General features: G+C 57.1%; 29 protein-coding genes and 1 pseudogene. 8 read left to right on the top strand and 22 right to left on the bottom strand.

All coding sequences use genetic code 11. From position 1 onward, the window contains the following. Positions 1-40: 40 nt before the first annotated feature. The 3 genes from ACKLKD_RS04010 to yfbV form a co-directional block, all read right to left on the bottom strand. Positions 41-700, bottom strand: coding sequence for a sugar phosphatase (locus tag ACKLKD_RS04010; protein ID WP_025714130.1), 660 nt, complete (start codon positions 698-700; stop codon positions 41-43). Between the two features lie 11 nt (positions 701-711). Next, the gene (locus tag ACKLKD_RS04005; RefSeq protein WP_004201754.1) at positions 712-1206 is read right to left on the bottom strand and encodes a YfbU family protein; all 495 of its coding nucleotides are present in this window, start codon (positions 1204-1206) and stop codon (positions 712-714) included. An 87-nt stretch (positions 1207-1293) separates the two neighbouring features. After that, positions 1294-1749 (bottom strand): terminus macrodomain insulation protein YfbV, encoded by a 456-nt coding sequence (gene yfbV / locus ACKLKD_RS04000; protein WP_025714131.1) that lies wholly within the window; start codon positions 1747-1749, stop codon positions 1294-1296. Positions 1750-2087: 338 nt separating this feature from the next. Here yfbV and ackA point away from each other — a divergent pair, with 338 nt between their 5' ends. Both ackA and pta read left to right on the top strand, forming a co-directional pair. Further along, complete coding sequence (gene ackA, locus ACKLKD_RS03995) at positions 2088-3290, top strand: acetate kinase (RefSeq protein WP_080896904.1); 1203 nt, start codon at positions 2088-2090, stop codon at positions 3288-3290. A gap of 199 nt (positions 3291-3489) precedes the next feature. Beyond that, positions 3490-5637: a phosphate acetyltransferase gene (pta, locus tag ACKLKD_RS03990; protein ID WP_080896903.1), complete on the top strand. Its 2148-nt coding sequence runs from the start codon at positions 3490-3492 to the stop codon at positions 5635-5637. 87 nt (positions 5638-5724) lie between these two features. Here pta and yfcD read toward each other — a convergent pair whose 3' ends face one another. Genes yfcD through yfcF form a run of 3 tightly spaced genes read right to left on the bottom strand, consistent with a single transcriptional unit; the run spans position 5725 to position 7586 of the window. Continuing rightward, positions 5725-6276, bottom strand: a complete 552-nt coding sequence (yfcD, locus tag ACKLKD_RS03985; protein WP_025714134.1) for an NUDIX hydrolase YfcD — start codon at positions 6274-6276, stop codon at positions 5725-5727. A 57-nt stretch (positions 6277-6333) separates the two neighbouring features. Continuing rightward, positions 6334-6885 (bottom strand): phosphodiesterase, encoded by a 552-nt coding sequence (gene yfcE, locus ACKLKD_RS03980; RefSeq protein WP_025714135.1) that lies wholly within the window; start codon positions 6883-6885, stop codon positions 6334-6336. 56 nt (positions 6886-6941) lie between these two features. Further along, complete coding sequence (gene yfcF / locus ACKLKD_RS03975) at positions 6942-7586, bottom strand: glutathione transferase (protein WP_080896902.1); 645 nt, start codon at positions 7584-7586, stop codon at positions 6942-6944. Positions 7587-7770: 184 nt separating this feature from the next. Here yfcF and yfcG point away from each other — a divergent pair, with 184 nt between their 5' ends. The 3 genes from yfcG (at position 7771) to ACKLKD_RS03960 (ending at position 9740) form a co-directional block, all read left to right on the top strand. Beyond that, positions 7771-8400, top strand: a complete 630-nt coding sequence (yfcG, locus tag ACKLKD_RS03970; protein WP_080896901.1) for a GSH-dependent disulfide bond oxidoreductase — start codon at positions 7771-7773, stop codon at positions 8398-8400. Between the two features lie 65 nt (positions 8401-8465). Continuing rightward, positions 8466-8828 carry a dihydroneopterin triphosphate 2'-epimerase gene (folX, locus tag ACKLKD_RS03965; RefSeq protein ID WP_025714138.1) on the top strand — a complete coding sequence of 121 codons (363 nt, stop codon included), beginning with the start codon at positions 8466-8468 and terminating at the stop codon, positions 8826-8828. A gap of 18 nt (positions 8829-8846) precedes the next feature. Continuing rightward, complete coding sequence (locus ACKLKD_RS03960; protein ID WP_025714139.1) at positions 8847-9740, top strand: TIGR01777 family oxidoreductase; 894 nt, start codon at positions 8847-8849, stop codon at positions 9738-9740. Here ACKLKD_RS03960 and ACKLKD_RS03955 read toward each other — a convergent pair. Continuing rightward, positions 9723-9827: pseudogene (locus ACKLKD_RS03955) on the bottom strand (hypothetical protein); the annotation flags it as partial. The gene ACKLKD_RS03960 and the pseudogene ACKLKD_RS03955 sit on opposite strands and share 18 nt — an antisense overlap. 123 nt (positions 9828-9950) lie before the next feature. On the opposite strand from ACKLKD_RS03955, the gene ACKLKD_RS03950 reads away from it, so the two are divergent. Further along, positions 9951-10478 (top strand): GNAT family N-acetyltransferase, encoded by a 528-nt coding sequence (locus tag ACKLKD_RS03950; protein WP_080896900.1) that lies wholly within the window; start codon positions 9951-9953, stop codon positions 10476-10478. A gap of 5 nt (positions 10479-10483) precedes the next feature. Here the strand turns inward: ACKLKD_RS03950 and hisP are convergent, their stop codons facing one another. From hisP to argT, 5 genes are all read right to left on the bottom strand, one after another. Continuing rightward, the gene (hisP, locus tag ACKLKD_RS03945) at positions 10484-11257 is read right to left on the bottom strand and encodes a histidine ABC transporter ATP-binding protein HisP (RefSeq protein ID WP_025714141.1); all 774 of its coding nucleotides are present in this window, start codon (positions 11255-11257) and stop codon (positions 10484-10486) included. Between the two features lie 7 nt (positions 11258-11264). Next, positions 11265-11981, bottom strand: a complete 717-nt coding sequence (gene hisM, locus ACKLKD_RS03940; RefSeq protein WP_025714142.1) for a histidine ABC transporter permease HisM — start codon at positions 11979-11981, stop codon at positions 11265-11267. After that, entirely contained in the window at positions 11978-12664 is a 687-nt protein-coding gene (locus ACKLKD_RS03935; RefSeq protein WP_004201769.1) for a histidine ABC transporter permease HisQ, read from the bottom strand. Before ACKLKD_RS03935 ends, hisM begins: the two co-directional genes overlap by 4 nt. Positions 12665-12730: 66 nt before the next feature. Then, positions 12731-13513 carry a histidine ABC transporter substrate-binding protein HisJ gene (gene hisJ / locus ACKLKD_RS03930; protein ID WP_002913209.1) on the bottom strand — a complete coding sequence of 261 codons (783 nt, stop codon included), beginning with the start codon at positions 13511-13513 and terminating at the stop codon, positions 12731-12733. Between the two features lie 270 nt (positions 13514-13783). After that, positions 13784-14566, bottom strand: coding sequence for a lysine/arginine/ornithine ABC transporter substrate-binding protein ArgT (gene argT, locus ACKLKD_RS03925; RefSeq protein ID WP_025714144.1), 783 nt, complete (start codon positions 14564-14566; stop codon positions 13784-13786). 40 nt (positions 14567-14606) lie between these two features. Here argT and ACKLKD_RS03920 point away from each other — a divergent pair, with 40 nt between their 5' ends. Further along, complete coding sequence (locus ACKLKD_RS03920; protein ID WP_042929783.1) at positions 14607-14768, top strand: hypothetical protein; 162 nt, start codon at positions 14607-14609, stop codon at positions 14766-14768. 65 nt (positions 14769-14833) lie between these two features. Here the strand turns inward: ACKLKD_RS03920 and ACKLKD_RS03915 are convergent, their stop codons facing one another. The 10 genes from ACKLKD_RS03915 to pdxB all read right to left on the bottom strand — a co-directional run bounded on the left by ACKLKD_RS03915 (position 14834) and on the right by pdxB (position 24652). Next, a complete protein-coding gene (locus ACKLKD_RS03915; RefSeq protein ID WP_025714145.1) occupies positions 14834-15418 on the bottom strand; it encodes a UbiX family flavin prenyltransferase in 585 nt (194 codons plus the stop codon). Positions 15419-15554: 136 nt separating this feature from the next. Beyond that, complete coding sequence (gene purF / locus ACKLKD_RS03910; RefSeq protein WP_080896896.1) at positions 15555-17072, bottom strand: amidophosphoribosyltransferase; 1518 nt, start codon at positions 17070-17072, stop codon at positions 15555-15557. A gap of 33 nt (positions 17073-17105) precedes the next feature. Continuing rightward, entirely contained in the window at positions 17106-17594 is a 489-nt protein-coding gene (cvpA, locus tag ACKLKD_RS03905) for a colicin V production protein (RefSeq protein ID WP_002913214.1), read from the bottom strand. A gap of 216 nt (positions 17595-17810) precedes the next feature. After that, a complete protein-coding gene (gene dedD, locus ACKLKD_RS03900; RefSeq protein ID WP_087806169.1) occupies positions 17811-18500 on the bottom strand; it encodes a cell division protein DedD in 690 nt (229 codons plus the stop codon). After that, positions 18490-19758 carry a bifunctional tetrahydrofolate synthase/dihydrofolate synthase gene (folC, locus tag ACKLKD_RS03895; protein ID WP_087806167.1) on the bottom strand — a complete coding sequence of 423 codons (1269 nt, stop codon included), beginning with the start codon at positions 19756-19758 and terminating at the stop codon, positions 18490-18492. The genes dedD and folC overlap by 11 nt, the downstream gene beginning before the upstream one ends. 75 nt (positions 19759-19833) lie before the next feature. Further along, positions 19834-20754, bottom strand: a complete 921-nt coding sequence (gene accD / locus ACKLKD_RS03890) for an acetyl-CoA carboxylase, carboxyltransferase subunit beta (RefSeq protein ID WP_002913220.1) — start codon at positions 20752-20754, stop codon at positions 19834-19836. 186 nt (positions 20755-20940) lie between these two features. Then, complete coding sequence (locus ACKLKD_RS03885; protein ID WP_025713418.1) at positions 20941-21600, bottom strand: DedA family protein; 660 nt, start codon at positions 21598-21600, stop codon at positions 20941-20943. Between the two features lie 26 nt (positions 21601-21626). Next, on the bottom strand, positions 21627-22439 hold the full coding sequence (gene truA / locus ACKLKD_RS03880; protein ID WP_025713419.1) for a tRNA pseudouridine(38-40) synthase TruA: 813 nt from the start codon (positions 22437-22439) through the stop codon (positions 21627-21629). Continuing rightward, positions 22439-23452: an aspartate-semialdehyde dehydrogenase gene (locus ACKLKD_RS03875; protein ID WP_025713420.1), complete on the bottom strand. Its 1014-nt coding sequence runs from the start codon at positions 23450-23452 to the stop codon at positions 22439-22441. The genes truA and ACKLKD_RS03875 overlap by 1 nt, the downstream gene beginning before the upstream one ends. A gap of 63 nt (positions 23453-23515) precedes the next feature. Next, complete coding sequence (pdxB, locus tag ACKLKD_RS03870) at positions 23516-24652, bottom strand: 4-phosphoerythronate dehydrogenase PdxB (protein WP_025713421.1); 1137 nt, start codon at positions 24650-24652, stop codon at positions 23516-23518. A gap of 110 nt (positions 24653-24762) precedes the next feature. Between pdxB and flk the strand changes: the two genes are divergently transcribed. Further along, on the top strand, positions 24763-25743 hold the full coding sequence (gene flk / locus ACKLKD_RS03865) for a flagella biosynthesis regulator Flk (protein ID WP_087806165.1): 981 nt from the start codon (positions 24763-24765) through the stop codon (positions 25741-25743). Positions 25744-25763 lie beyond the last annotated feature (20 nt).

Raw genomic sequence — 25763 nt, 5'->3', positions numbered from 1 at the left:
GCATAAAAAAGCCCCGACAACGCGGGGGGAAATCATACGTTTACGCTTTAAGACGCACATTAACAAAGCCGTTCGCCTGGCGTTCTACCAGCAGATCTTCCAGGCTGCTCAACACGAGGTCAGCTTCATCCAGACGAGGAGCATCGGCAGGCACGTTGACCGCGATGGTGCGACAGCCCGCCGCCAGTCCGGAGAGCAGTCCCGCAGGCGCGTCTTCCACCACGGCGCACTGCTCAGCCGGCAACCCCAGCCGCTCGGCGCCCAGCAGATAGGCATCCGGCGCTGGCTTGCCGTGTTTCACCTGCTCAGCGGTGACAAACACCTCCGGCATTGGCAGCCCCGCCGCGCGGTGACGCGCATGGGCAACCGGAATCGACCCCGAGGTCACAATCGCCCACGGGATGCCGGCTTCATTGAGCGTATTCAGCAGGGCTAACGCCCCCGGCAGGGCGACGACGCCCTCGATGTCAGTGGCTTCCATCTGCTCGAGGTAGCGAAATTCGGCCTGAATATCTTCCTCGCTGCGACCCGGCATAAAATGGCGAATGGAGGTAATAGCCTGCTTGCCGTGAATAAAATTGAGTATTTCATCATGATCAATGGCGAAACGATCCCCCCACTTACACCATGAACGCTCCACCACCGGCAAGGAATCCACCAGCGTCCCGTCTAAATCGAACAGGAAACCTTTACACTGCACGGGCACCTCCCTCAGGCATTAATAATTTGGTTAATTTCATTACTGCTCAGGTGATACTGGCGCGGGCAGGCGTGCCAGACGCTCAGCATTCGCTGGTATTTCTCCCACATTGGGGTCTGCGAGTTAAAGCCATGGGTGCCGGCGTCAAAATGACTGTAGCGGCCTTCGACATTGACCATAAAGCGCACGTAGCCGAGAAAACGCGCTTCGGTAGCGGCATCAAAGCCGAGGAAGGTGACGCGACGCTCGTCGATACCGGCCGCATCCTTCAGGTTAGTCCAGGAGACATGTAGCGCATGGTACATCTCCATGATATCGATAACGGTACGGCAGGTTTCTTCCGTCAGCTGGCCGAACTCGCGGTCCAGCTCTCGCATCTGCAGCCCATACCCACGCTCAATAATGGTTTGCAGACGACGGTAGCGTTCCGCGTTGTCCGGGTCGAGCATCGTCATCATTTTGTACTGATTGGATAAAATCAGACGCTGCGCATTGGTCATTTCCATGTTGTGACTCCTGTAGCACGGTAGGGCGTGAAATAAAGAAGGCGCATAAATCATGCGCCTTCTTTTATATGCGTTTTCCGTAGTGAATTACAAATCATCAAGGAAAGTTTTATCCAGTTGTTTGAAGGCGCGCTTAAGCGTGTCAGCCAGCGCCTGATAATCGGGCTTGCCGTCGACGGGGGCCAACGCCTGCCCTGCCTCCTGCAGTTTGCCACGCACTTCATAGAACCAGTTAAGAATGGACGGCGGCAGCGGCGTCACCGACCGCTTACCCAACCACCATAATCCTTGCATCGGCAGGCTCAGCGCAAACAGCGCGGTGGCCACGGCAGGACCCAGCTGTCCGCCAAGGGCTATCTGCCAGCACAGGGTAAAAATAGCGATCGGCGGCATAATGCGGATGGCATAGCGGGTAGCTCGAATGATGCGGTTTTCAATAAATACCGGCGCGAGGCGCTTGTCGAGAGGCCAGGTCCTGGCATAGTGCTGCCCACGGTTGAACAAGCTAAAGAAGCTAACGGGGCGTTTCTCGGGGGTCGACATGGCTTTACCTCAACTTTACATATAAAACTTAAAAAATTCGTGCAAAACACCAACTATGCATGACAACGTTCAAAAGATTTTGGCAAAGGATGCCGCAATCAGGTATCCTGTGCCCGCCTGAAAGGGCGGATAGACTCTTTTGCCAGGCTAGTCAAATTATCGCATATTCTGCCATTGGCTGAAAAATATGCAAAATGGCATAAAATCAAATGTACTTCTCTCATCGTGCCCGAAAACAGAACAAGGCATGATGTTAATCATAAATGTCGAGGTCATCCTGCGCTACGCTAATGACACCCTGACGTTTTTTTAGCCACGTATCATAAAAAGGTACTTCCATGTCGAGTAAGTTAGTACTGGTTCTGAACTGCGGTAGCTCCTCTCTGAAATTTGCTATCCTTGACGCCGTTAACGGCGACGAATACCTGTCCGGTTTAGCGGAATGCTTCCACCTGCCGGAAGCCCGTATCAAATGGAAAATTGACGGCGGCAAACACGAAGCCGAATTAGGCGCGGGCGCTGCGCACAGTGAAGCACTGAACTTTATCGTTAACACTATTCTGGCACAAAAACCAGAACTGTCTGCTCAACTGACCGCAATCGGCCACCGTATCGTCCATGGCGGCGAAAAATACACCAGCTCCGTGGTGATTGACGAATCTGTGATTCAGGGCATTAAAGACGCTGCGTCCTTCGCACCGCTGCACAACCCGGCACACCTGATCGGCATCGCTGAAGCGCTGAAATCTTTCCCGCATCTGAAAGACAAAAACGTGGCGGTATTCGATACGGCGTTCCATCAGACTATGCCGGAAGAATCTTACCTCTATGCCCTGCCGTACAGCCTGTACAAAGAGCATGGCGTTCGTCGCTACGGCGCACACGGCACCAGCCACTTCTATGTGACCCAGGAAGCCGCTAAAATCCTGAACAAGCCGGTAGAAGAGCTGAACATCATCACCTGCCACCTCGGCAACGGTGGTTCTGTATCGGCAATCCGTAACGGCAAATGCGTTGATACCTCCATGGGTCTGACCCCGCTGGAAGGCCTGGTGATGGGTACCCGTTCCGGTGACATCGATCCGGCCATCATCTTCCATCTGCACGACACCCTGGGCATGAGCGTTGACGCCATCAACAAAATGCTGACCAAAGAGTCCGGCCTGCTGGGTCTGACCGAAGTCACCAGCGACTGCCGCTACGTAGAAGACAACTACAAGGAAAAAGCCGACGCTAAACGCGCGATGGACGTATACTGCCACCGCCTGGCGAAATACATCGGCTCCTACACCGCGCTGATGGACGGTCGTCTCGACGCTGTTATCTTCACCGGTGGTATCGGTGAAAACGCCGCGATGGTGCGTGAACTGTCGCTGGGCAAACTGGGCGTACTGGGCTTCGAAGTTGACCATGAACGTAACCTGGCTGCTCGTTTCGGCAAGTCTGGCTTCATCAACAAAGAAGGCACCCGTCCTGCCGTGGTTATCCCGACCAACGAAGAACTGGTCATCGCGCAAGACGCCAGCCGTCTGACCGCTTAATTCCACACCGCCAGCCCTGACCCGCAATAATTCGAGCTGCAGGAAGGCGGCGACACAGCAAATCCCCGGCGCGTACATCGCGTACGCGATCGGGGTGAGCAAGTAGAGCCAACGCACGTGCAACTTGAAATATAACGGGTAGCTGGTGGTGCTGTTTTGTATCCCGCCTGATACTGGCGGTAACGAAAGAGGATATACCGTGTCCCGTACTATCATGTTAATTCCTACCGGTACCAGCGTAGGCCTGACCAGCGTCAGCCTCGGTGTGATCCGCGCTATGGAACGCAAAGGCGTTCGTCTGAGCGTCTTTAAACCTATCGCCCAGCCGCGCTCCGGTGGCGATGCCCCGGACCAGACGACCACCATCGTTCGCGCCAGCTCCTCCACCACCACCGCGGCTGAACCGCTGAAGATGAGCCACGTGGAATCTCTGCTCTCCAGCAATCAGAAAGATGTGCTGATGGAAGAGATCATCGCCAACTACCATGCGAACACTCAGGACGCGGAAGTGGTTCTGGTGGAAGGTCTGGTACCGACCCGTAAGCATCAGTTCGCCCAGGCGCTGAACTTTGAGATCGCTAAAACGCTGAACGCAGAGATCGTCTTCGTGATGTCTCAGGGTACCGATACGCCAGAACAGCTGAACGAGCGTATTGAACTGACCCGCAACAGCTTTGGCGGCGCAAAAAACACCAGCATCACTGGCGTTATCATCAACAAACTGAATGCGCCGGTCGACGATCAGGGCCGCACCCGTCCTGATCTGTCGGAAATCTTCGACGACTCTTCGAAAGCGAAAGTGGTGAAGGTTGATCCGGCTCAGCTGCAGAAAGGCAGTTCTCTGCCGGTGCTGGGCGCGGTACCGTGGAGCTTTGATCTGATCGCTACCCGTGCGATCGACATGGCCCATCACCTGAATGCGACCATCATCAACGAAGGCGATATCAACACCCGCCGCGTGAAATCTGTGACCTTCTGCGCACGCAGCATCCCGCACATGCTGGAGCACTTCCGCGCAGGCTCGCTGCTGGTCACTTCCGCCGACCGTCCTGACGTACTGGTCGCAGCCTGCCTGGCCGCGATGAACGGCGTGGAAATCGGCGCCATCCTGCTGACCGGCGGCTATGAAATGGACGCGCGTATCAGCAAGCTGTGCGAACGTGCTTTCGCGACCGGCCTGCCGGTATTCATGGTCAACACCAACACCTGGCAGACCTCCCTGAGCCTGCAGAGCTTCAACCTCGAAGTACCGGTTGACGATCACGAGCGCATCGAGAAAGTTCAGGAATATGTAGCCAACTACATTAACGCCGACTGGATCGAATCGCTGACCGCGACCTCCGAGCGCAGCCGTCGTCTCTCCCCGCCAGCCTTCCGCTACCAGCTGACCGAGCTGGCGCGCAAAGCCGGCAAACGCGTCGTTCTGCCGGAAGGCGACGAACCGCGTACCGTGAAAGCGGCCGCAATCTGCGCCGAACGCGGGATCGCGACCTGCGTCCTGCTGGGTAACCCGGATGAAATCAATCGCGTTGCCGCAGCCCAGGGCGTTGAGCTGGGCGCGGGTATCGAAATCGTCGATCCGGAAGTAGTGCGTGAAAGCTATGTGGGTCGCCTGGTCGAACTGCGTAAGAACAAAGGCATGACCGAAGCGGTCGCCCGCGAACAGCTGGAAGACAATGTGGTTCTCGGCACCCTGATGCTGGAACAGGATGAAGTTGACGGCCTGGTGTCCGGCGCGGTTCACACCACCGCCAACACCATTCGTCCGCCGCTGCAGCTGATCAAAACCGCTCCGGGCAGCTCGCTGGTCTCTTCCGTGTTCTTCATGCTGCTGCCGGAACAGGTATACGTTTACGGTGACTGCGCGATCAACCCGGATCCGACCGCAGAACAGCTGGCGGAAATCGCCATTCAGTCCGCTGACTCGGCGATTGCCTTCGGTATTGAACCGCGCGTAGCGATGCTCTCCTACTCCACCGGTACCTCCGGCGCGGGTAGCGATGTCGAGAAAGTTCGTGAAGCAACGCGTCTGGCGCAGGAAAAACGTCCTGACCTGATGATCGACGGCCCGCTGCAGTATGACGCCGCGGTGATGGCTGACGTAGCGAAGTCCAAAGCGCCGAACTCACCGGTAGCTGGCCGCGCGACCGTGTTCATCTTCCCGGATCTGAACACCGGTAACACCACTTATAAAGCCGTACAGCGTTCTGCCGACCTGATCTCCATCGGGCCGATGCTGCAGGGTATGCGTAAGCCGGTCAACGACCTGTCTCGTGGCGCGCTGGTAGATGATATCGTCTACACCATCGCTCTGACCGCGATCCAGTCTGCTCAGCAGCAGAAGTAATCTCCCGCTGAGATAAAACAAAAGGCAGCCAAAGGCTGCCTTTTTTCGTCACGGGCGAGCCGTTGTGGCTGCCGTGTGATGGCGCGATTACTCGCGCTCGCTCTCTTCTGCCTCATCATATTCGTTACCCGCATTGCGGGTCATCCACAGCGCCAGCGCTTTCAGGGAGTCCGGCGTGAACTCATCGCAGCGGGCGGTGATCTCTTCCGGCGTTAACCAGCACACCTCGCTCACCTCTTCTTCCTGCAGGGCAAACGGCCCGTGCGAGACGCAGCTGAACAGGCTTCCCCAGACGCGGCAGAATTTATCTTCGTAATAGAACTGGCCGTGATCGGCAAACGGCACCCCGGCGATGCCTAACTCTTCTTCGGCCTCGCGACGGGCCGACTCCAGTAACTGTTCATCAGCCTGAACGACACCACCGGCGGTGGCATCCAGCATCCCAGGATGAAAGTCTTTCGTCTCGGTGCGTCGCTGCACCAGAATTTTCCCCATTCCGTCGTGAACGACGATATAGGTCGCCCGGTGACGCAGGCACTGCGCACGCATCTGTTCGCGGCTGGACTGCGCTATCACCTCATTGTTTTCATTAACAATATCGACCCATTCTGTGCTTGCCAAATGATTCTGTTCCGCCATCAGGAAACCTTACTTTAAAAGCGCTCTCGCGGCGCGTCTTTATGATTGAAGGCTAAATTACGGGTAAATTGCGACCTCTGCAATAACCTGATTATCATTGAGTGCTAAAACCTGCAGACGTCCCTCATCCAGCAGCCCATAGCTGGCGGTATAACCCCCTTTCGGGATACTCACTGAGCCAGGATTAAAGAGGTAAACCTCACCGCGTTTTTCTGCGACCGGTATATGAGTATGGCCGTAAGCCAGCACATCGCCAGCGGCAAGTGGGGGCAAATTTTCGGGGCTATACAGATGACCGTGAGTCAGAAACAGGCGGTAGCGTTCGCTGAGCACCTGCTGCCAGGGCGCGGTGATGGGAAAACGAAGCAGCATCTGGTCCACTTCGCTGTCACAGTTGCCACGAACGGCAATGATACGTTCCGCCACGCTATTTAACCGCTCAGCCACCTCAGCCGGCGCATACCCCTCCGGCAGCGCGTTACGCGGCCCGTGATTGAGCACATCCCCAAGAACAACGAGCCACCTGGCCCCGCTTTGCGCGAACCGTTCAAGCACGCGTTCCGTAGCGGGCAGCGAACCATGAATATCGGAGGCAAACATGAGCTTCATAGATTTTATCTCCACAGGTTACGATGCCACTATGATAACGGAAGCGCGACGGGTTATCAGCCTGCGCGTTTGGCGGAAAGCGCGGCGTAACGCTGGATCGAAGCCCGCTGCCACTGGAAAGTCGCATAATCGGCCAGCGATTCCGGTACGTCATCGCCATTGAGGACCAGTCGATTGAGCATCAGCGCCAGGTCGGCATCGGCAATAGACCATTCACCGAATAAATTTTGCCCGCCGTGCGCCAGCAGCGTGGTGGCAGTGGCAAACAATTTTTCCGCCGACTGCTTCCCTGCGTTGCTGAGCGCCGGCATTTTCTCCCCACCAAACACGACCGCAGTGGACCGCTCTTCGCGGATGGGCACCAGATCGCTGCGCAGCCAGGCCTGGATCTGCCGGGCACGGGCTCGTTTTTGCAGGTCATGCGGATAAAGTCGCTCCCATTCCGGCGGGGCGAAACGCTCATCAAGATATTCGGTTATCGCCGAGGACTCGCTCAGTGTGAAATCGTCTACTTCCAGTAGCGGTACACGACGCGTGGCCGTATACCCCGTCCAGCCGGCCTGCAGATGTTCACCGCGGTTCAGATCAACGGTTTTAAGACGAAAAGGCAGGCTTTTTTCCTGCAGCGCGACATAGACAGACATCACGTACGGTGAGAAAAAATCCGCATCGGACCACAGGGTAATCACGGGCTGATTCATAGCATCCTCAAGATTGATAGACAGGCAATACGCCAACATAGCCTGGCTGGCAGGGGATGTCACTGCTCTCCAGCGTAAGCCGTTGGCGATAACCAGAAAGCAGGCGCTGTCACGGATTTTCTCCCGGGTCGCGCAGCTTCACCTATACTCGAACAGTTTGCGACCCACGACGGCGGGAAATATTATGATCGATCTCTACTATACACCCACCCCAAACGGCCACAAAATCACCCTGTTTCTCGAAGAGGCGCAGCTGGCCTATCGGCTGATCCGCGTCGATATCAGCAAAGGAGAGCAGTTCCATCCACAGTTTCTCGCGATATCGCCGAATAACAAAATCCCGGCTATCGTCGACCACATGCCAGTTGACGGTGGCGCGCCGTTGAGCGTCTTCGAGTCCGGCGCCATCCTGCTCTATCTGGCGGAAAAAAGCGGCAAGCTGCTGAGCGGTGAGCTTCGGGCGCGCTACGCCACATTACAGTGGTTGTTCTGGCAGGTGGGGGGGCTGGGACCGATGCTGGGACAAAATCAGCATTTTTCCCACGCAGCGCCGCAAACGGTGCCCTACGCTATTGAACGCTTTCAGGTGGAAACCCAACGTCTGTACGGAGTACTGAATCACCGCCTGGGAACCAGCCCGTGGCTTGGCGGGGAACATTACAGCATTGCCGATATCGCCGCCTGGCCGTGGGTGAATAACCATGTCCGCCAGCGTATCGATCTGGCGAATTATCCGGCGGTGCACAACTGGTATGAGCGGATTCGACAACGGCCGGCAACCATTGCAGCGATGCAAAAAATACAGTCTTATTAACCCCCTGCTCGCCCGTCGCGCTTTGTTGTATGATTGCGGGACTAACACCACGGAGGAAGCCTGCAATGTCTCAACCAGACGCCATTATTCGTATTAAGAACCTGCGCCTGCGTACTTTTATTGGTATTAAAGAGGAAGAGATCGCCAACCGCCAGGACGTGGTGGTGAATGTGGCGATTCACTACCCCGCCGACAAGGCGCGCGATAGCGAAGACATCAATGATGCGCTGAACTACCGCACCATCACCAAGCGCATCATCAGCCATCTGGAGAATAACCGTTTCTCACTGCTGGAAAAATTAACTCAGGATGTGCTGAATATCGCATGCGAACATCACTGGGTCACATATGCTGAAGTGGAGATCGATAAACTTCACGCGCTGCGCTATGCCGACTCGGTATCCATGACCATGAGCTGGCGGCGCTAATCATGTCAGGGAGGTGGTATGAAGATCCTGCTTACGGGTGGCACTGGCCTGATTGGCCGACATCTGATTCCCCGGTTGCTGGAACTTGGGCATAGCGTCACGGTCTCCACGCGTCATCCGGATACCGCACGCGCGCGCCTCGATCCGCGCGTCACGCTGTGGCGTGATTTCGAGGGCCATCACCACCTCAATGATATTGATGCCGTCATTAATCTGGCAGGCGAACCCATCGCCGATAAACGCTGGACGGCCGAACAGAAACAGCGCTTATGCCATAGCCGCTGGGATCTCACTCAGCGGCTGGTAGGCCTGATCCGCGCCAGCGATACCCCGCCTTCCGTGCTGATCAGCGGCTCGGCCACCGGCTATTATGGCGACCTTGGCGAGGTGGTGGTCACCGAAGAAGAACCACCGCACAATGAATTTACCCATAAGCTGTGCGCCCGCTGGGAGCAAATTGCCTGCGAAGCGCAAAGCGAGCGCACCCGCGTCTGCCTGCTGCGTACCGGTGTGGTATTGGCCCCGCGGGGCGGTATTCTCGGTAAAATGACCCCGGCCTTTAAACTTGGCCTCGGCGGGCCAATCGGCAGTGGCAGACAGTATCTGGCCTGGATCCATATCGACGATATGGTTAACGGTATTTTGTGGCTGCTGGATAACGATCTGCGCGGCCCGTTTAATATGGTTTCGCCCTATCCGGTACATAACGAACAGTTCGCCCACGCGCTGGGTCACGCGCTTAATCGACCGGCCATTTTCCGCGTTCCCGCCGCCGCTATCCGCCTGCTGATGGGGGAATCCGCCGTTCTGGTGCTTGGCGGCCAGCGCGCGCTGCCTAAACGGCTGGAAGCCGCCGGGTTCGCTTTTCGCTGGTACGATCTCGACGAAGCGCTTAAGGATGTGCTGAGTTAATCGCTGAGACGGGGGAGCATTGGCTCCCCTGATCCCACTCTGATGGCTCATGCTCAACGCCCGGATAGCCTCCACCTGGCGCTGCAGCGTCGCACTATCCCTGGCAACCAGCGGGTACAGGGACACCTGAAACACCTGGGTCCATCGCCGGTGTAACCTGGCGAAGCAAAGTGGTAAGGTGGGCCTTCCTTTCTACGTATTGACTGCTTTATGACGACAATAACCACACCGCGCCTTACCTTAACCCGCTTTGTTACCGATGACTGGCCGTTTTTCCTGCGCCTGCGCCAGGATCCGCAGGTGATGCGTTTTATGGGGGAAGTGTTAAGCGAGGCGGCGCTGCGCAGCGTCTTCGTCAGTCGCTGTGCCGATCCTGGCGTGTTTGTTTTACGTGATAAACGCGGCGTCGCGCTGGGTGATATCGGGCTTCGCATCAGTCCTAAAAACCCGCACGAAGCCGACGTCGGCTATGCGCTGCTGCCGCAGGCTCAGGGTAAAGGCTACGCCAGCGAAGCGCTGCGGGCAATCTGCAATTATGGTTTCAGCACCCTGGGGGTGCAGGCCATCAATGCCTGGGTGCTGGGTGAAAATCATGGCTCATCGCGGCTGCTGGAGAAGCAAGGCTTTGTGCGCACCCAGGTGCTGGAGAAAGCCTATCATCTGAACGGTGTTGATTACGATGACTGGATCTATCGGCTGGAGCGGGAAGTATACCCGACGCCTCCCGGCGTCGGGTGAACCGTTTATTTCAGCGAACCTTTCAGAAACTGCTGCAAACGCGGGCTTTTTGGCGCGCCAAACAACGCATCCGGATGCCCTTCTTCTTCAATTTTCCCCTGATGCAGGAAAATGACATGCGAAGAGACGTGGCGGGCAAAGCCCATTTCGTGGGTCACCACCACCATGGTTTTTCCCTCTTCGGCCAGTTGCTGCATGATGCGTAACACTTCGCCCACCAGCTCGGGATCCAGCGCGGAAGTCGGTTCATCAAACAGCAATACTTCCGGCTCCATCGCCAGCGCGCGGGCAATCGAGACACGCTGCTGCTGGCCACCAGAGAGATGCACCGGGTATTTCACCTGCTGACGTTCGTCAATCCCGACCTTGGCCAGATATTTCACCGCCCGTTCGCGCGCTTCCTGTTTGCTTAAGCCCAGCACCTGAATCGGCGCCTCCATGACGTTCTCCAGCACCGTCATATGGCTCCACAGATTGAAATGCTGGAACACCATGGTCAGGCGGGTGCGCAGCAGGCGCAACTGGTTCTTATCAGCCACCTTTAGCTGGCCGTCTTTATCCCGCACCAGGCCAATATTCTGGCCGCTGACGACGATCGTGCCTTCGCTCGGTTTTTCCAGGAAGTTAATGCAGCGCAAAAAAGTACTTTTTCCGGAGCCCGATGAGCCGATGATGCTGATAACGTCCCCGGCTTTCGCCTGCAGCGAAACGCCCTTCAGCACCTCATGTTCCCCATAGCGTTTATGCAGATCGATAACGTTTAATTTATTGTCGGACATGGCGTTCTCAATGCGTCGAAGAAGGTTTGATATGCTGCAACCAGCGCTTTTCCGCTTTACGGAACAAGCTAATCAGCACATACGAGATAATTAAATAGAGCACTGCGGCGATGCCAAAGGCGGTGAAGGGCTGATAGGTCGCCGAGTTGATATCGCGGGCGATTTTCAGCAGATCCGGCACCGTGGCGGTAAACGCCAGCGCAGTGGAGTGCAGCATCAGGATGACTTCGTTACTGTAGGCCGGCAGCGCAATACGCAGTGCGGAAGGCAGAATAATGCAACGGTACAGTTTGACGGAAGAGAAGCCATAGGCCCGCGCCGCTTCAATTTCGCCTGCCGGAACCGAGCGGATCGCGCCAGCGAAAATTTCGGTGGTATAGGCGCAGGTGTTGAGGGTCAACGCCAGCACCGTACAGTTAAGCCCACTGCGGAAGAAGGCATTTAGCAGTTCCGTCCCTTTAACAATTTCCAGGGTGTACATGCCGGAGTAGAAAACCAGCAGCTGCACATACAGCGGCGTACCGCGAAATATGTACGTGAACAGCCAGATGGGAAACTGGATAAACTTATTGCTCGAGACGCGGCCGATTGCCAGAAACACCGCCAGGATGCCGCCCATCACCACCGAGGCGATCAGCAGCCATAAGGTAATCGCCACGCCGGTAAAGCGATAACCATCGGTCCACAGCAGTGATTTCCAGTACTCCTGAATAATTTCAATCACAGGTCAGCCCTCTTCACGCCAACGGTATAGCGGCGTTCGAGCAGCAGCAATACGCCATTAGAAAGAGTGGTAAACACCAGATAAATCAGGCCGCAGACGATAGCAAAGTAGAACGGCTGCCAGGTGCTTTTCCCCGCCAGCTGCGTGGCTTTGACCACATCTTCCAGCCCCAGCAGCGAGACCAGCGCCGTCGCCTTGAGGATAACCTGCCAGTTGTTGCCGATCCCCGGCAGGGCGTAGCGCATCATCGCCGGGAACAGAATACGCCGGAACGTTTGCCCGCCGCTAAAGCCAAAGGCGGTAGCCGCTTCGATATGTCCCTTTGGTACGGCAAGGTAGGCGCCGCGGAACGTTTCCGTAAAATAGGCGCCATAGATAAAGCCAAGGGTAATAATCCCCGCGATCATCGGGTCGATATCAAACTGCGCCATTCCCAGCGCGTCGGTGACGCTGTTAAGCGCAATTTGCAGACCGTAGAAAATCAGCAGCATTAGCACCAGATCGGGCACGCCGCGGATCAGAGTGGTATAGCCTTCAAACACCAGCGCCAGTGGACGATTGCTCGATAGCTTTGCGCCAGCGCCTGCCAGCCCGATCAGAACGGCGAGAACGACCGAGCTGAGCGCAAGCTCCAGAGTGACGAGCGCACCCTGCAAAATAACCTGTGAAAACCCATACAGCATGCTGCCTACCCTGTCTGTCATTCACCATTGCGTGTGAAACGCACACGCAATGGTGAGGCGTGAGAATTATTCGCCGTATACGTTAAAATCGAAATATTTTTTTGCCAGCTTGTCGTAGGTGCCGTCCTTACGCATCTCTGCAAACGCCTTATTCAGCGCTTCACGCAGTTCGTTATCTTCCTTACGCAGCCCCATACCGGTGCCGACGCCAAACAGTTTTTCATCTTTAATTGACGGACCGCCAAACTGGTAATCTTTACCGATAGGTTGTTTCAGGAACCCTTCGCTGGCCGCGACCTCGTCCTGGAACGCGGCGTCAATACGCCCGGCGGTCAGGTCGGAATAGATATTGTCCTGCCCCTGATAGGAGACAATTTCAATACCTTTCGGCGCCCAGTGCTCGTTACCGTAAGTTTCCTGAGTCGTTCCCTGCAGCACGCCCACGCGCTTACCTTTCAGGGTGGCGAGATCCGGCGTTACCGGGCTACCCTTTTTCACTACCAGACGCGAATCCGCCGCGTACAGCTTGTCGGTGAAAGCGATTTCCTGTTGGCGCTTTTCAGTAATCGACAGCGAAGACATAATCGCGTCGATTTTCTTCGCTTTTAAGGAAGGGATCAGCGCATCCAGCGGGTTTTCCACAAAGGTACATTGGGTATTAATACGCTTACACAGCTCTTTTGCCAGATCGATATCAAAACCGACCAATTCCCCCTGCGCATTCTTCGATTCAAAGGGGGCATAAGTCGGATCGGTGCCGATACGAATTTTTTGCGGAATGGCGGCAAAGACCGTGGAAACGCTGGAAAGTGCCAGCGCTAAAGAGAGAGACAACGCCAGTTTTTTCATAACTATCCTCGACAGACTGTCATTCTAACGGGTTTATTAGAACTATTTACGCCAGTTATCGTGCCATTATTCGCCCCTTGAGGGCAAAGATTTATGCACCAGAAAAGCCGATTTTTTGCATCATAAACGCTTAACTATGCATTTTTTAGCCAAAAAAGCGGCTGCATTTGCACTGAAATGATCCATAGCGTCTTTGATGCACCTTTTCAGTGCATAATACGAACATGGCTGCAGGCCCACGCCACGGTGCGGTGCGGGCCTGCGGCAGTCTTAGTCGCCGTATACGTTAAAATCGAAGTACTTCTTCGCCATTTTGTCGTAGGTACCGTCTTTACGCATCTCGCCCAGCGCTTTATCAAACGCGGCTTTCAGTTCGACGTCGTCCTTACGCAGACCGATACCGGTGCCGTCGCCAAAGTACTTTTTATCTTTCACCGATGGGCCGGCAAAGGCGAAATCTTTTCCGGCAGGCTGTTTCAGGAAGCCTTCGCTGGCCGCGACTTCATCCTGCAGCGCCGCATCCAGACGACCAGCCGCGAGGTCGGAATAGATCAGGTCCTGGTTCTGATAGGCCACCACGTCAACGCCCTGACTGCGCCAGCGGTCGTTAGCATAGGCTTCCTGAGTGGAACCCTGCAGCACGCCGACATGCTTACCTTTCAGCGCCTCCAGCGTCGGCTGGATCGGCGACCCTTTGGCAGCAATCAGGCGCGAGTCGGCGGCATAAAGCTTGTCAGAGAAGGCGATCTCTTGCTGGCGTTTCTCGGTGATGGAGAGAGAAGAGATGATGGCGTCAATTTTCTTCGCCTTGAGGGAGGGGATCAGGGAGTCAAAATCACTGCCAACCCAGGTACATTTCACCTTAATACGGGAGCACAGTTCATTGCCTAAATCGATATCAAAGCCAACAAAGTCCCCTTTTGCGTCTTTCGACGAAAACGGCGCATAGGTCGCGTCAGTGCCGATGCGAATGCTCTGTGGCAGAGCAGCAAACACGCTAGCCGTGCTGCTCATTCCCACGAGTAAAGAGAGAGCCAGAATCGTCTTCTTCATACAGTACCCTTAAGTGTCGTGATGTGGTGCGTTGCTTGTTATGGTGATTGCCGATCAATCCTGCAGTTTTTGTGCCACCTTCCCGGTGCGTGCCGGGAACAGGGTTAAATTTGTTAAAATTAAGTTGCAGGATTGTCTTAAAGGGGAAGATACCAGCATTACTGGCGAAACCGCAGCGCCTGAGCGCAAAAAGACAAAATAAATGTCGAGGATTTGATCGGAACGACAAATTTGCACCATCGCAGCGCGAGCGTACAGGCAATGCACTTATTTAGTGCAATCCGGACTCCCTTGCCAGCGGGTAAACAAGTCTTCTGCCAGGCTAATGTCGAACTGATCGAGCACCCGGTTGACGGTCTGATTGATGACATCGTCCAGGCTTTGCGGCCGGTGGTAGAACGCCGGCACCGGCGGCATAATCACCGCCCCCAGCTCCGCGGCCTGCACCAGCAGGCGCAGATGACCGAGATGGAACGGCGTTTCCCGCACGCAAAGCACCAGCGGACGCCGCTCCTTCAGTACCACATCTGCGGCCCGCGTCAGCAGGCCATCCGTATAACTATGGACAATGCCAGAGAGCGTTTTCATTGAGCAGGGTAAAATCACCATTCCGGCGGTTTTAAACGAACCGGAAGAGATACTGGCGGCGATATCGCGGGCGTCGTGGACCACATCGGCCAGCGCCTGTACGTCGCGCACGGAGTAGTCGGTCTCCATGGCCAGCGTCTGTCGCGCCGCCTGGCTGAGGATAAGATGGGTTTCAATATCCGGCACATCCCGAAGCACCTGCAGCATCCGCACGCCATAGATGGCGCCGCTGGCGCCGGAAATGCCAATAATCAGTCGTTTCACGTTCTGTTACCCCTTGCGCATCGTGCCGCAGACTTTGCCGGATTATAGCCGGTGGCGCAACCTTTGACGCACAGTTGATGGGCGAAAAAAAGCCCGCCGTTCATCAGGAACGGCGGGCCCGCGACGCGCAAACGGGTTAGCCCTCGTTGTGCATCTCGAGGTTTTCGACTTCGTTTTGCAGCTGCACCGCTTTGGCATCATCGTTACGCAGAGAATCAAGGTAGTCGAGGTACTGCTGGTCGACATCCCGTGTGACGTACACGCCGTTGAACACCGAGCATTCAAACTGCTGAATATCCGGGTTCTCCGCGCGCACCGCGTCGATCAGATCGTTGAGATCCTGGAAAATCAGGCCGTCGGCGCCGATGATCTGGCGGATCTCGTCCACTTCGCGGCCATGAGCAATCAGCTCGGTGGCGGTCGGCATATCGATACCGTAGACGTTCGGGAAGCGAATTTCCGGTGCAGCAGAGGCCAGATAAACTTTTTTCGCCCCGGCTTCGCGCGCCATCTCAATGATCTGCTCAGAGGTGGTGCCGCGTACAATGGAATCGTCGACCAGCAGCACATTCTTATCGCGGAATTCCGCGCGGTTGGCGTTGAGCTTACGGCGAACAGATTTACGACGCAGCTGCTGGCCCGGCATGATAAACGTCCGGCCGACGTAGCGGTTCTTCACGAAGCCCTGACGATAAGGCTTGTCGAGAATGCGGGCGATTTCCAGAGCGATGTCGCAGGAGGTCTCCGGGATCGGAATAACGACGTCAATATCCAGATCTTCCCACTCGCGGGCAATCTTCTCGCCCAGCTTGGTCCCCATATTGACGCGGGCGCTGTAGACGGAAATTTTGTCGATAAACGAGTCTGGACGGGCAAAATAGACGTACTCGAACAGGCACGGGTTGCTGACCGGATTATCGGCACACTGACGGGTAAACAGCTGGCCTTTCTCGGTAATATAGACCGCTTCGCCCGGCGCGACATCGCGCAGGAATTCAAAACCGAGGGTATCGAGCGCCACGCTTTCCGAGGCCACCATATACTCGGTGCGGCCATCGCCAACGTCGCGTTTACCCAGCACCAGCGGACGAATGCCGTTGGGGTCGCGGAAGGCCACCATGCCATGACCGATGATCATCGCCACGCACGCGTACGCGCCGCGGATCAGGCGGTTGGTCGCCGCAATCGCAGCGAAGATGTTGTCCGCTTCCAGCGGGTAGTGACGGAAGTTATCCAGCTCACTGGCGAAAATATTGAGGAGGATTTCGGAATCAGAGGTGGTATTGATATGGCGGCGTTTTTCTTCAAACAGCTTTTTACGCAGCTCGTGCGCGTTGGTCAGATTGCCATTATGCGCCAAGGTGATGCCATACGGCGAGTTTACGTAAAACGGCTGCGCCTCGGAGGCGCTGGAGCTGCCCGCCGTGGGGTAACGCACGTGGCCAATCCCCATATTGCCCTGCATACGCTGCATATGGCGGGCTTCGAATACGTCGCTTACCAGCCCGTTAGCCTTACGCAACCGGAAGCAGTTGTTGGCATCAATGGTGATGATGCCAGCGGCATCCTGTCCACGGTGCTGGAGCACCGTTAGCGCATCATAAATCGACTGGTTAACCGGCATAACACCGGCGATACCGACAATACCGCACATACGTCTTTTCCTCGTTCAGCAACGACCCAAAGTCTATACTTTAGGCAAGAAACTTGACGAGCTTTGCAGGTATTCAAAAAACCATCTGATGACGGGGGTAAAATAGGGAATAAACTGCGACTGATGCCAGTCATCGCTCTTCGCCATCCCGGTAAAGGTATCAAGGAAGAACAAGATAGCGGCGATGATCAGCACCCCACGTAGCGCGCCGAAGCAGATCCCCAATACCCTGTCGGTTCCTGACAAACCGGTCTTCTCCACCAGCTGGCCTATCACATAGTTCACGATAGCGCCAACGATGAGCGTCACGATAAACAGCGCCGCAATAGCAATCCCATTTCGAACCCGTTCATCCTCAAAGCCCGTAAACCAGACAGACAGGTCAGCGTAGTAGTGGCTGGCGACATAAAATGCGCAACCCCACGTGACTAACGATAAAGCTTCGCGAACGAAGCCGCGGATCAGGCTGACCAGGCAAGAAAGACCCAGCACCGCCATAATGGCGTAATCAATCCAGACCATATACGTCCCACGATTTACGCCCTGTCGTCCAGTTCGGGGCGCATTCTAACAGAAAAAGAAAACGTTTGCGTAGGGATTTCCTTGCCCTACAGAAATAAAAATGGCGCTGAAAAAACATTCAACGCCAGACTGCCTTTCGCCTCTTCAGGGCGGCTGAGACAGGGTTTGCGGGGGATTTCGCCCCGCAAGGTTCTCTCCGCATGGCGGAAAAAACCATCAGTTCGGGGTAAAGCCCATCACCACCCCGCTAAGCCCGGAGATCTGTTGCAGATCGCCCAGCTGGCCTTTCAGCTTATCTTTTGATGCATCCGGGCCGACGAGGATGCGGGTAATTTTACCCTGTACCGGCGTCGAAGGCGATGTATAGACTTTGAAACCCGAGGCACGCAGTTTACCGACAATCTCATTCACCTTATCGGCGTTCTTCAGCGCACCCAGCTGAACCACATAGGCTTTCCCGGTCGGCGCCGGCAGGGCCGCCTGCTGCTGCGGGGGCTGTTGCTGCTGTGGCTTGGCCGGCGGCGGCGGCGGCGTCGCGACCTGCTGCTGCGGCTGTGGTTTTGGCTGCGGCTTAGGCTGCGGTTTCGCGGCAACTACCGGTTCCTGAACATCATCGAAGCTGTTGCTGTTCACCGGAATACGCGACGGATCTAACGATGGCGCGGCGGCATCGCCAGCCCGCACCTCTTCCGCCGCCCCTTCCGGCGGCTGCGAAGGCAGGGCCTGGGTCGCCGCTGGCAGCATATCCGGTTCATCGCGATCGCCCGGTTTCGGCACCAGCGGGATCGCGGCAAACTCATCCTGGTAATGCTTTTTCTGCCCGTCCAGCAGCCCTGGCAGGATAATCACCCCCAGCGCCACCAGCATGATTGTCCCGACTAAACGGTTCTGAAACTTACTCGCCACCGATTCTCCCCGCGTCTATCTCTTCCATTACCTGCGCTACGGTATGAAATGAACCACACACCAGCACGGTATCTTCCACTTTAGCGTCAGCCATGGCCGCCTGCCACGCCTGTGCCACGCTGCTATAGACTGTGCCGCCACGCAAATGTTCCACCAGCTGTTCCGCCGTCGCCCCGCGCGGCCCATCCAGCGGCGCGCAGTACCAGACGTCGACTTCCGGCGCCAGATTGGCCAGCGTACCGGCAATGTCCTTATCGTGCAGCATACCAATAACCGCCAGCACACGTCCCGTTTTCGCTAACGTTTTGAGACGCCCGGCGAGATAAGCCGCCGCGTGCGGGTTATGCGCCACATCAAGGATCACCCGCGGGGCGTTGCTAATTATCTGAAAACGCCCCGGCAACATCGCGTCGCGGATCCCCGCGCGCAGGATGGCGTCATCCACGGCAATCCCGCTGGCGCGCAGCGCCGCCACGGCCGTCGCCGCATTCGGCAACGGCACCTGAGGCAACGGCAGGTGGCTTAACGCCCCGGCCGCGTCGCGGAAGGACCATGTCTCACCCTCCACCTTATAGCGCCAGTCGACGCCGCGGCGCTGAAGCCGCGCGCCCTTCTCGCTCGCCACGTCAGCAATGGTGTGCGGCATATCCGGCTCACCCACTATCGCCGGTTTACCGGCGCGGAAGATACCCGCTTTCTCCCGGCCAATACTTTCGCGATCTGGCCCCAGCCAGTCGGTATGATCGAGCGCAATGCTGGTGACCACCGCGACGTCGGCATCTACGATGTTGGTGGCGTCGAGACGGCCGCCGAGGCCCACCTCCAGGATCACCACATCGAGCTGCGCCTGCTTAAACAGCCATAGCGCCGAGAGCGTGCCGTACTCAAAATAGGTCAACGAGATGTCACCGCGCGCGGCTTCAATTTCAGCAAACGAAGCCGTATGCGCCGCCTCCGGCAGTTCAGCCCCCTGAATGCGCACGCGTTCGGTGTAGCGCACCAGGTGCGGGGAGCTGTAGACCCCCACTTTATAGCCGGCCGCCATCAGGACGGTTTCCAGCGTGCGGCAGGTGGTGCCTTTGCCATTGGTGCCCGCGACGGTAAAGACAAACGGCGCCGGTTTAACGATATCCATCTGCCGTGCGACCTCGCTGACGCGCGCCAGCCCCAGGTCGATGGTTTTACTGTGCAGATGTTCCAGATAAGAAAGCCACGTAGCCAGGGGCGACGTGGCCTGAGGAATAGGATCTTTTTCCATGATGCCCGCAAGAATTGACGGTTAACGCGTATGAATAAAAAAGGGCAGCGCCGCCAGGCCCTGCCCTCTGCTTTATCAGGCCTCGGGTTCCTGATCCGGTGCCGGCGGCACCACCACGCCTTCATGCGGCGCTTCCGAAACGGCAACCGGCGCCGGCAGGTTCATCAGCTTCGCCAGAATGCTGGCCAGCTTGAGACGCATTTCCGGGCGGCGAACGATCATATCGATCGCCCCTTTTTCAATCAGGAACTCACTGCGCTGGAATCCCGGCGGCAGCTTCTCGCGTACGGTCTGCTCAATGACGCGAGGACCGGCAAAGCCGATCAGCGCTTTCGGCTCGGCAATGTTCAGGTCGCCCAGCATCGCAAAGCTCGCCGATACGCCGCCCATCGTTGGGTCGGTCAGCACGGAGATGTACGGTAATCCGCGCTCCTGCATTTTCGCCAGCGCGGCGGAGGTTTTCGCCATCTGCATCAGCGACATCAGCGCTTCCTGCATACGGGCGCCACCGGAGGCGGAGAAGCAGATCAGCGGGCAATTGTCTTCCAGCGCCTGCTCCACCGCGCGCACAAAGCGTGCGCCGACGACGGACCCCATCGAGCCACCCATAAAGGAGAACTCAAAGGCAGCGGCAACCACCGGCATCGCGTACAGCGTGCCTTTCATCACCACCAGCGCGTCTTTCTCGCCCGTCTCTTTCTGCGCGGATGCCAGGCGGTCTTTGTATTTTTTTGAATCGCGGAACTTCAGCACATCTTTTGGCTCAAGTTCGCTACCCAGTTCTACCAGAGAACCTTCATCCAACAGGCTATGCAGGCGATTACGCGCCGACATGCGCATATGGTGATCGCACTTAGGACAAACCTCCAGGTTGCGCTCCAGCTCGGCGCGGTAGAGTACCTGACCGCAGCTGTCGCACTTGGTCCATACACCCTCAGGAATGCTCGCCTTACGGGTGGGAGTGATGTTGCTTTTAATTCGTTCAATCCAGCTCATTGATAACCTTTCTGCCTGAACCTGGTCGATGCCAGTTTTGTCGTAAGGGGCGCATAATGCCATTTTTGCCTCTTACAGACCATGAATGTTGCACATTAAATCATATCATCCCGGAACATGGGATAAAAAAGTGGTCAAACCGCTGCGCGTGACCGTCATGCGCGGCTGCGCGCAGCGCAGGCCGGGCTACTTAGCCTGCTTTGCCGCCGCCCGCTTATGGCGAATAATCTCAATCACGCCCGGCAGAACCGAGAGAACGATGATCGCCACTATCAGCAGCTTCAGGTTCTCCTGCACCACCGGCAGGTCGCCAAAGAGATAGCCAGCGTAGCTAAACAGCAGCACCCACAGCAGCGCCCCAACCACGTTATAGGCCGCAAAATGACGATAGGACATATGTCCCATTCCCGCCACAAACGGTGCGAAGGTTCGGACTATCGGCACAAAGCGCGCCAGGATAATGGTTTTTCCGCCGTGACGTTCATAGAAGCTATGGGTTTTATCCAGATAGCTACGACGGAAAATCTTCGAGTTCGGATTACTGAACAGCTTCTCGCCGAACAGTCGGCCAATGGTGTAGTTGACCGCATCGCCGACGATAGCCGCGATGACCATCAGCAATACCATCAGGTGAACATTAAGATCGTTCGTCGGCAAAGCCGAGAGCGCCCCCGCCACAAACAGCAGTGAATCCCCCGGCAGGAACGGCGTGACCACCAGCCCGGTTTCGCAGAACAGAATCAAAAACAGAATGGCATAAACCCAGACGCCGTACTGGGCTACCAGCTCGGCAAGGTGCACATCAATATGCAGGATGAAATCAATTAAAAAGTGAATCAAGTCCATATTCGTCTTTACCCTTAATGACCCTATTAGTCCGCCAGAAACAGCGGGCCCATTGGCAGCACCGGTAAATCATAGTGGGCCGGGTAATCCACCGACACCAGATACAACCCTTCCGCTTTTGCCGTCGCCGCAGCGAGCGTCCTGTCTTTTGCTGCCAGCAGTTCTGCCATCCAGCTCTCCGGCTGGTTTCCGGCCCCGACTTCCATCAGGCTGCCTACGATATTCCTGACCATATGATGTACAAAGGCATTCGCTTTGATATCCACCACCACATACGCGCCGTAGCGGGTAACGTTAATATGCATCACGTTGCGCCACGGGGTGCGCGACTGACACTGCACCGCGCGAAACGAGGTGAAATCATTCTCTCCCAGCAGACACTGCGCGGCGCGCTGCATACGCGCGGCATCAAGCGGCTGGTGAAAATGCGTCACGCCCTGGCTCAACACCGCCGGACGCAGGCGATGATTATAGATAACGTAACGATAGCGGCGCGCCGTGGCGCTGAACCGGGCGTGAAAATCCGCCGGCACATGTTTGACCCAACGCACCGCGATGTCACCAGGTAAATTCGCATTTACCCCCAGCGTCCAGGCGGCATCTTTCCGCTGCGCCCGGGTTTCGAAATGCACCACCTGGCCGGTGCCATGAACACCGGCGTCGGTGCGGCCAGCGCAAAAAACGATAATCGGTTCGTTCGCCACCTGCGAGAGCGCCTTTTCCAGCTTCTCCTGCACGCTGCGCACTTCGTTTTGCCGCTGCCAGCCGTAATATTTGCTGCCGTCGTACTCGATGCCCAGCGCGATTTTACAGACCGGCTGTTGCTCCATCTCAGACATCAGTACAGGTACTCCTCGATCAGCTTCTCGGCGATCTTCACCGCCATCAGCGCGCCGCCGAAGCGGACGTTATCCGCCACCGACCAGAACTGGACCTGCTCCGGCATACCGTAATCGTTATGCACGCAGCCGATGGAGAGGCGGGCATTGCCGGAGGCATCGCCAACCTGGGTCGGGAATTCCCCCTCTTCAGAAAGCTCGATATCCTCGCCGCGGGTAAAGGCGTCGCGCGCCTCTTCTGCCGCCAGTGGACGCATCGCTTCGAAGCTCACCATCTGCGCATGGCCGTAGAAGACCGGCGACTGAACGACGCTGGCGGAGATCATCAGCCCGTCATCCTGGAGAACTTTGCGCGCTTCATCGACGATACGCCGCTCTTCGCGCACGCTTCCTTCTCGATCCGGCAGCAACGGCAGCATATTGAACGCCAGCTGGCGGCCGAAGAAATCATCTTCATCGATAGGGATGCCGTTCAGCAGCTTGGCGCTCTGCCCTGCCAGCGCATCCACCGCTTTTTTCCCCTGTCCCGAGGCGGAGAGCAGGTTGGTGACGCTGATGCGCGACAGTCCGCCCTGATCGATAAGCGGCTTGAGCGCCGTCAGCAGCTGGCTGGTCAGGCTGTTGGGCACCGCAATCAGGTTGCGGTTGCGATAGTCGCCTAATACGAACGGGTTCACATCCGGCACCACCAGCGGTACGTCCGGCTCCAGCGCAAACAGGCCGCTGAGATCGATAACCAGACAACCAGCATTGGTAGCGTCTTCGATATACGCTGCACTGGCTTCGACGCCGGCAGCGAAAAAGGCCAGCTGGGCCTGGGTCCAGTCAAATTCGGCGGCGTCCCTGACGATCACCGACTTGCCACCAAACCGCAGATGTTCGCCCGCGCTTTCATTGCGTGCCAGAGCAAAAATCTCCCCCACCGGGAACTGGCGTTCAGCAAGAGTTTCGAGCAGGGCTTCGCCTACGGCGCCCGTTGCGCCCAGTACGGCAATATTCCAGCCTTCAGACATGGTGGTTTACTCCAGAAATAAAGCGGCCCTGCCGGAGTATCCGGCAGGGGCATTAAGAAGACATTAACGAACAGGATGATGCACAGCGTTAAAACCGAGCTGGCGCAACAGCGTCGCCGCCTGCGCATCGCTGCACTGTACGTACAGCGAAGACCATTCGCGGCGTTCCTGATAATTTTTGCGCAGCTTGTCGAATTCACCGGCGACGCCCGCTACCTTTCGCAGCGGCGCATCATCGCGGCGCACATCATACACCAAATGGACCAGTCTTTTCAGCGTCGGCTGATCGAGCGGCCCATGCAGGGTGATGCGGCCAAACTCCGGGGCCGGCAGCAAAGTATCCAGCGCCACCTGCTGGGGATGGCCAATGAACGCGCTATAGGCTTCAAACACCTGCGTCGTACCGCGCGCCTTCCCTTCGAGGGTGTAACCGGCGATATGCGCCGTACCGATATCCACCCGCTTGAGAAGCTCAACGTTGAGATCCGGCTCCGGCTCCCAGACGTCGAGCACCACGCTCAGCGGCTGGCCGGCTTCCAGCCGTTTCAGCAACGCGGCGTTATCCACTACCGGCCCGCGGCAGGCGTTGATCAAAATCGTTCCTGGCTTCAGGCGGCTAATCAGCGCCTCATCCGCCAGATGCAGGGTTTTATATTGCCCTTCTTTATATAGAGGCGTGTGGAAGGTCAGCACATCGGCTTCCTTAACCAGCGCCTCGAGGGAGCGGAAGTCGCCTTCGTCACCGCGATCGGCGCGCGGTGGGTCGCAGAGCAGGGTTTTGATCCCCAATGCTTCCAGGCGCTTTTGCAGCCGCCCGCCGACGTTGCCGACGCCAACGATCCCAACGGTGCGATCGCGCAGCGCAAAGCCGTCACGTTCGGCCAGCATCAGCAGCGATGAAAAGACGTACTCCACCACCGCAATGGCGTTGCAGCCAGGCGCCGCGGAGAAACCAATCCCCGCCTGCTGCAGCCACGCTTGATCAACGTGATCGGTGCCTGCGGTCGCCGTGCCGACGAACTTGATGGCCTTGCCGGCGAGTAATGCTTCATTGACCCGGGTGACCGAGCGTACCATTAAGGCGTCTGCATCGGTCAGGGCATCGGCCGGAACCGGACGGCCCGGGATCGCCTGCACATCGCCTAAACGGCTAAAAAGCTCACGGGCATAGGGCATATTTTCATCAACGAGGATTTTCACAGTTCAGTACCTGTCTGAGAACGAGAGTTAACCGGGGAAGTGTGCCATAATCTGGCCGCCAGGCATACTCATCACCTGGTTCCAGCACCGCGATATCGAAAGGATGAATCATGACGCACCCCCTTGCAGATATGCCAGACCGTCCTCCGGGGCGAGGTCCTTCAGGCACTGCCGCCACCGGCGAACCTTCACTTTCCATGCAGCAACGCACCGTCCTGGAGCGACTGATCACGCGCCTGGTGGCGCTGACCTCGCAGCAGAATGCGGAAGTGTGGGCCTGCGTCAAACACGACCTCGGCCTGAAAGGCGATACGCCCCTGCTGGCCCGCCATTTCAACGCCGCCGAGGCGAGTCTCAATCAGCGTTTAGCCACGGCTCAGGACAATCATCATCACCGCCAGACGCTGGCGCAGCTCAGCGATCTGCTTGGCCAGGGCAATAACCGCCAGGCGGTGAGTGATTATATTCGTCAGCATTATGGGCAAACCGCGCTGCACGCACTCAGCCAGCCGCAGCTGGAGAATATTCTGCATCTGCTGCAGCGCGGTCAGCTGTCGATCCCGCAGCCACAGCAGCGCCCGCCAACCCTGCGCCCGCTGTTGCCGGCCGAGCACAACACGCTTAATCAGCTGGTGACTAAGCTGGCGGCCACCACCGGTGAACCAAGCAAACTGATTTGGCAGTCCATGCTGGAGCTTTGCGGCGTCAAGTCCGGGGAGCTGATCCCGGCGACGCACTTCCTGCCGCTTTCGTACTGGCTTCAGGCGCGGCAGACGCTGAGTGCGCAAAGCGCGCCCACGCTCACCTCGCTGCAGGGGGCGCTCAAGCAGCCGCTGGAAGCCGCGGAGTGGCAAAAGATTGTCGACTTTGCCAGTCGCAACTGGCAGATCACGCCGCAGACCACGCTGAGTCCGGCGCAGATCCTGGCGTTGCTGAATAAGGTGTTTGTGCTGCGGGTAGCCCGTGCCCAGGAGACGCTGGCCATCCCGCTGGAGGAACCCGCGGCGAAGCGGATGTGGTCCGCTAAGCCGTGGCAGCTGGTGCTGGGCGGAGTGCTGATCCTGCTGCTTCTGCTATGGTGGCTGCTGTAGCCCGGAACGCCCGCATCGCG

Origin of the sequence: Klebsiella sp. 10982, assembly GCF_048589245.1 — a bacterium.
GTDB classification, from domain to species: domain Bacteria; phylum Pseudomonadota; class Gammaproteobacteria; order Enterobacterales; family Enterobacteriaceae; genus Klebsiella; species Klebsiella quasivariicola.
The sequence above is the reverse complement of the archived record's forward strand: the minus strand, read 5'-3'. Positions and strand labels throughout refer to the sequence as shown.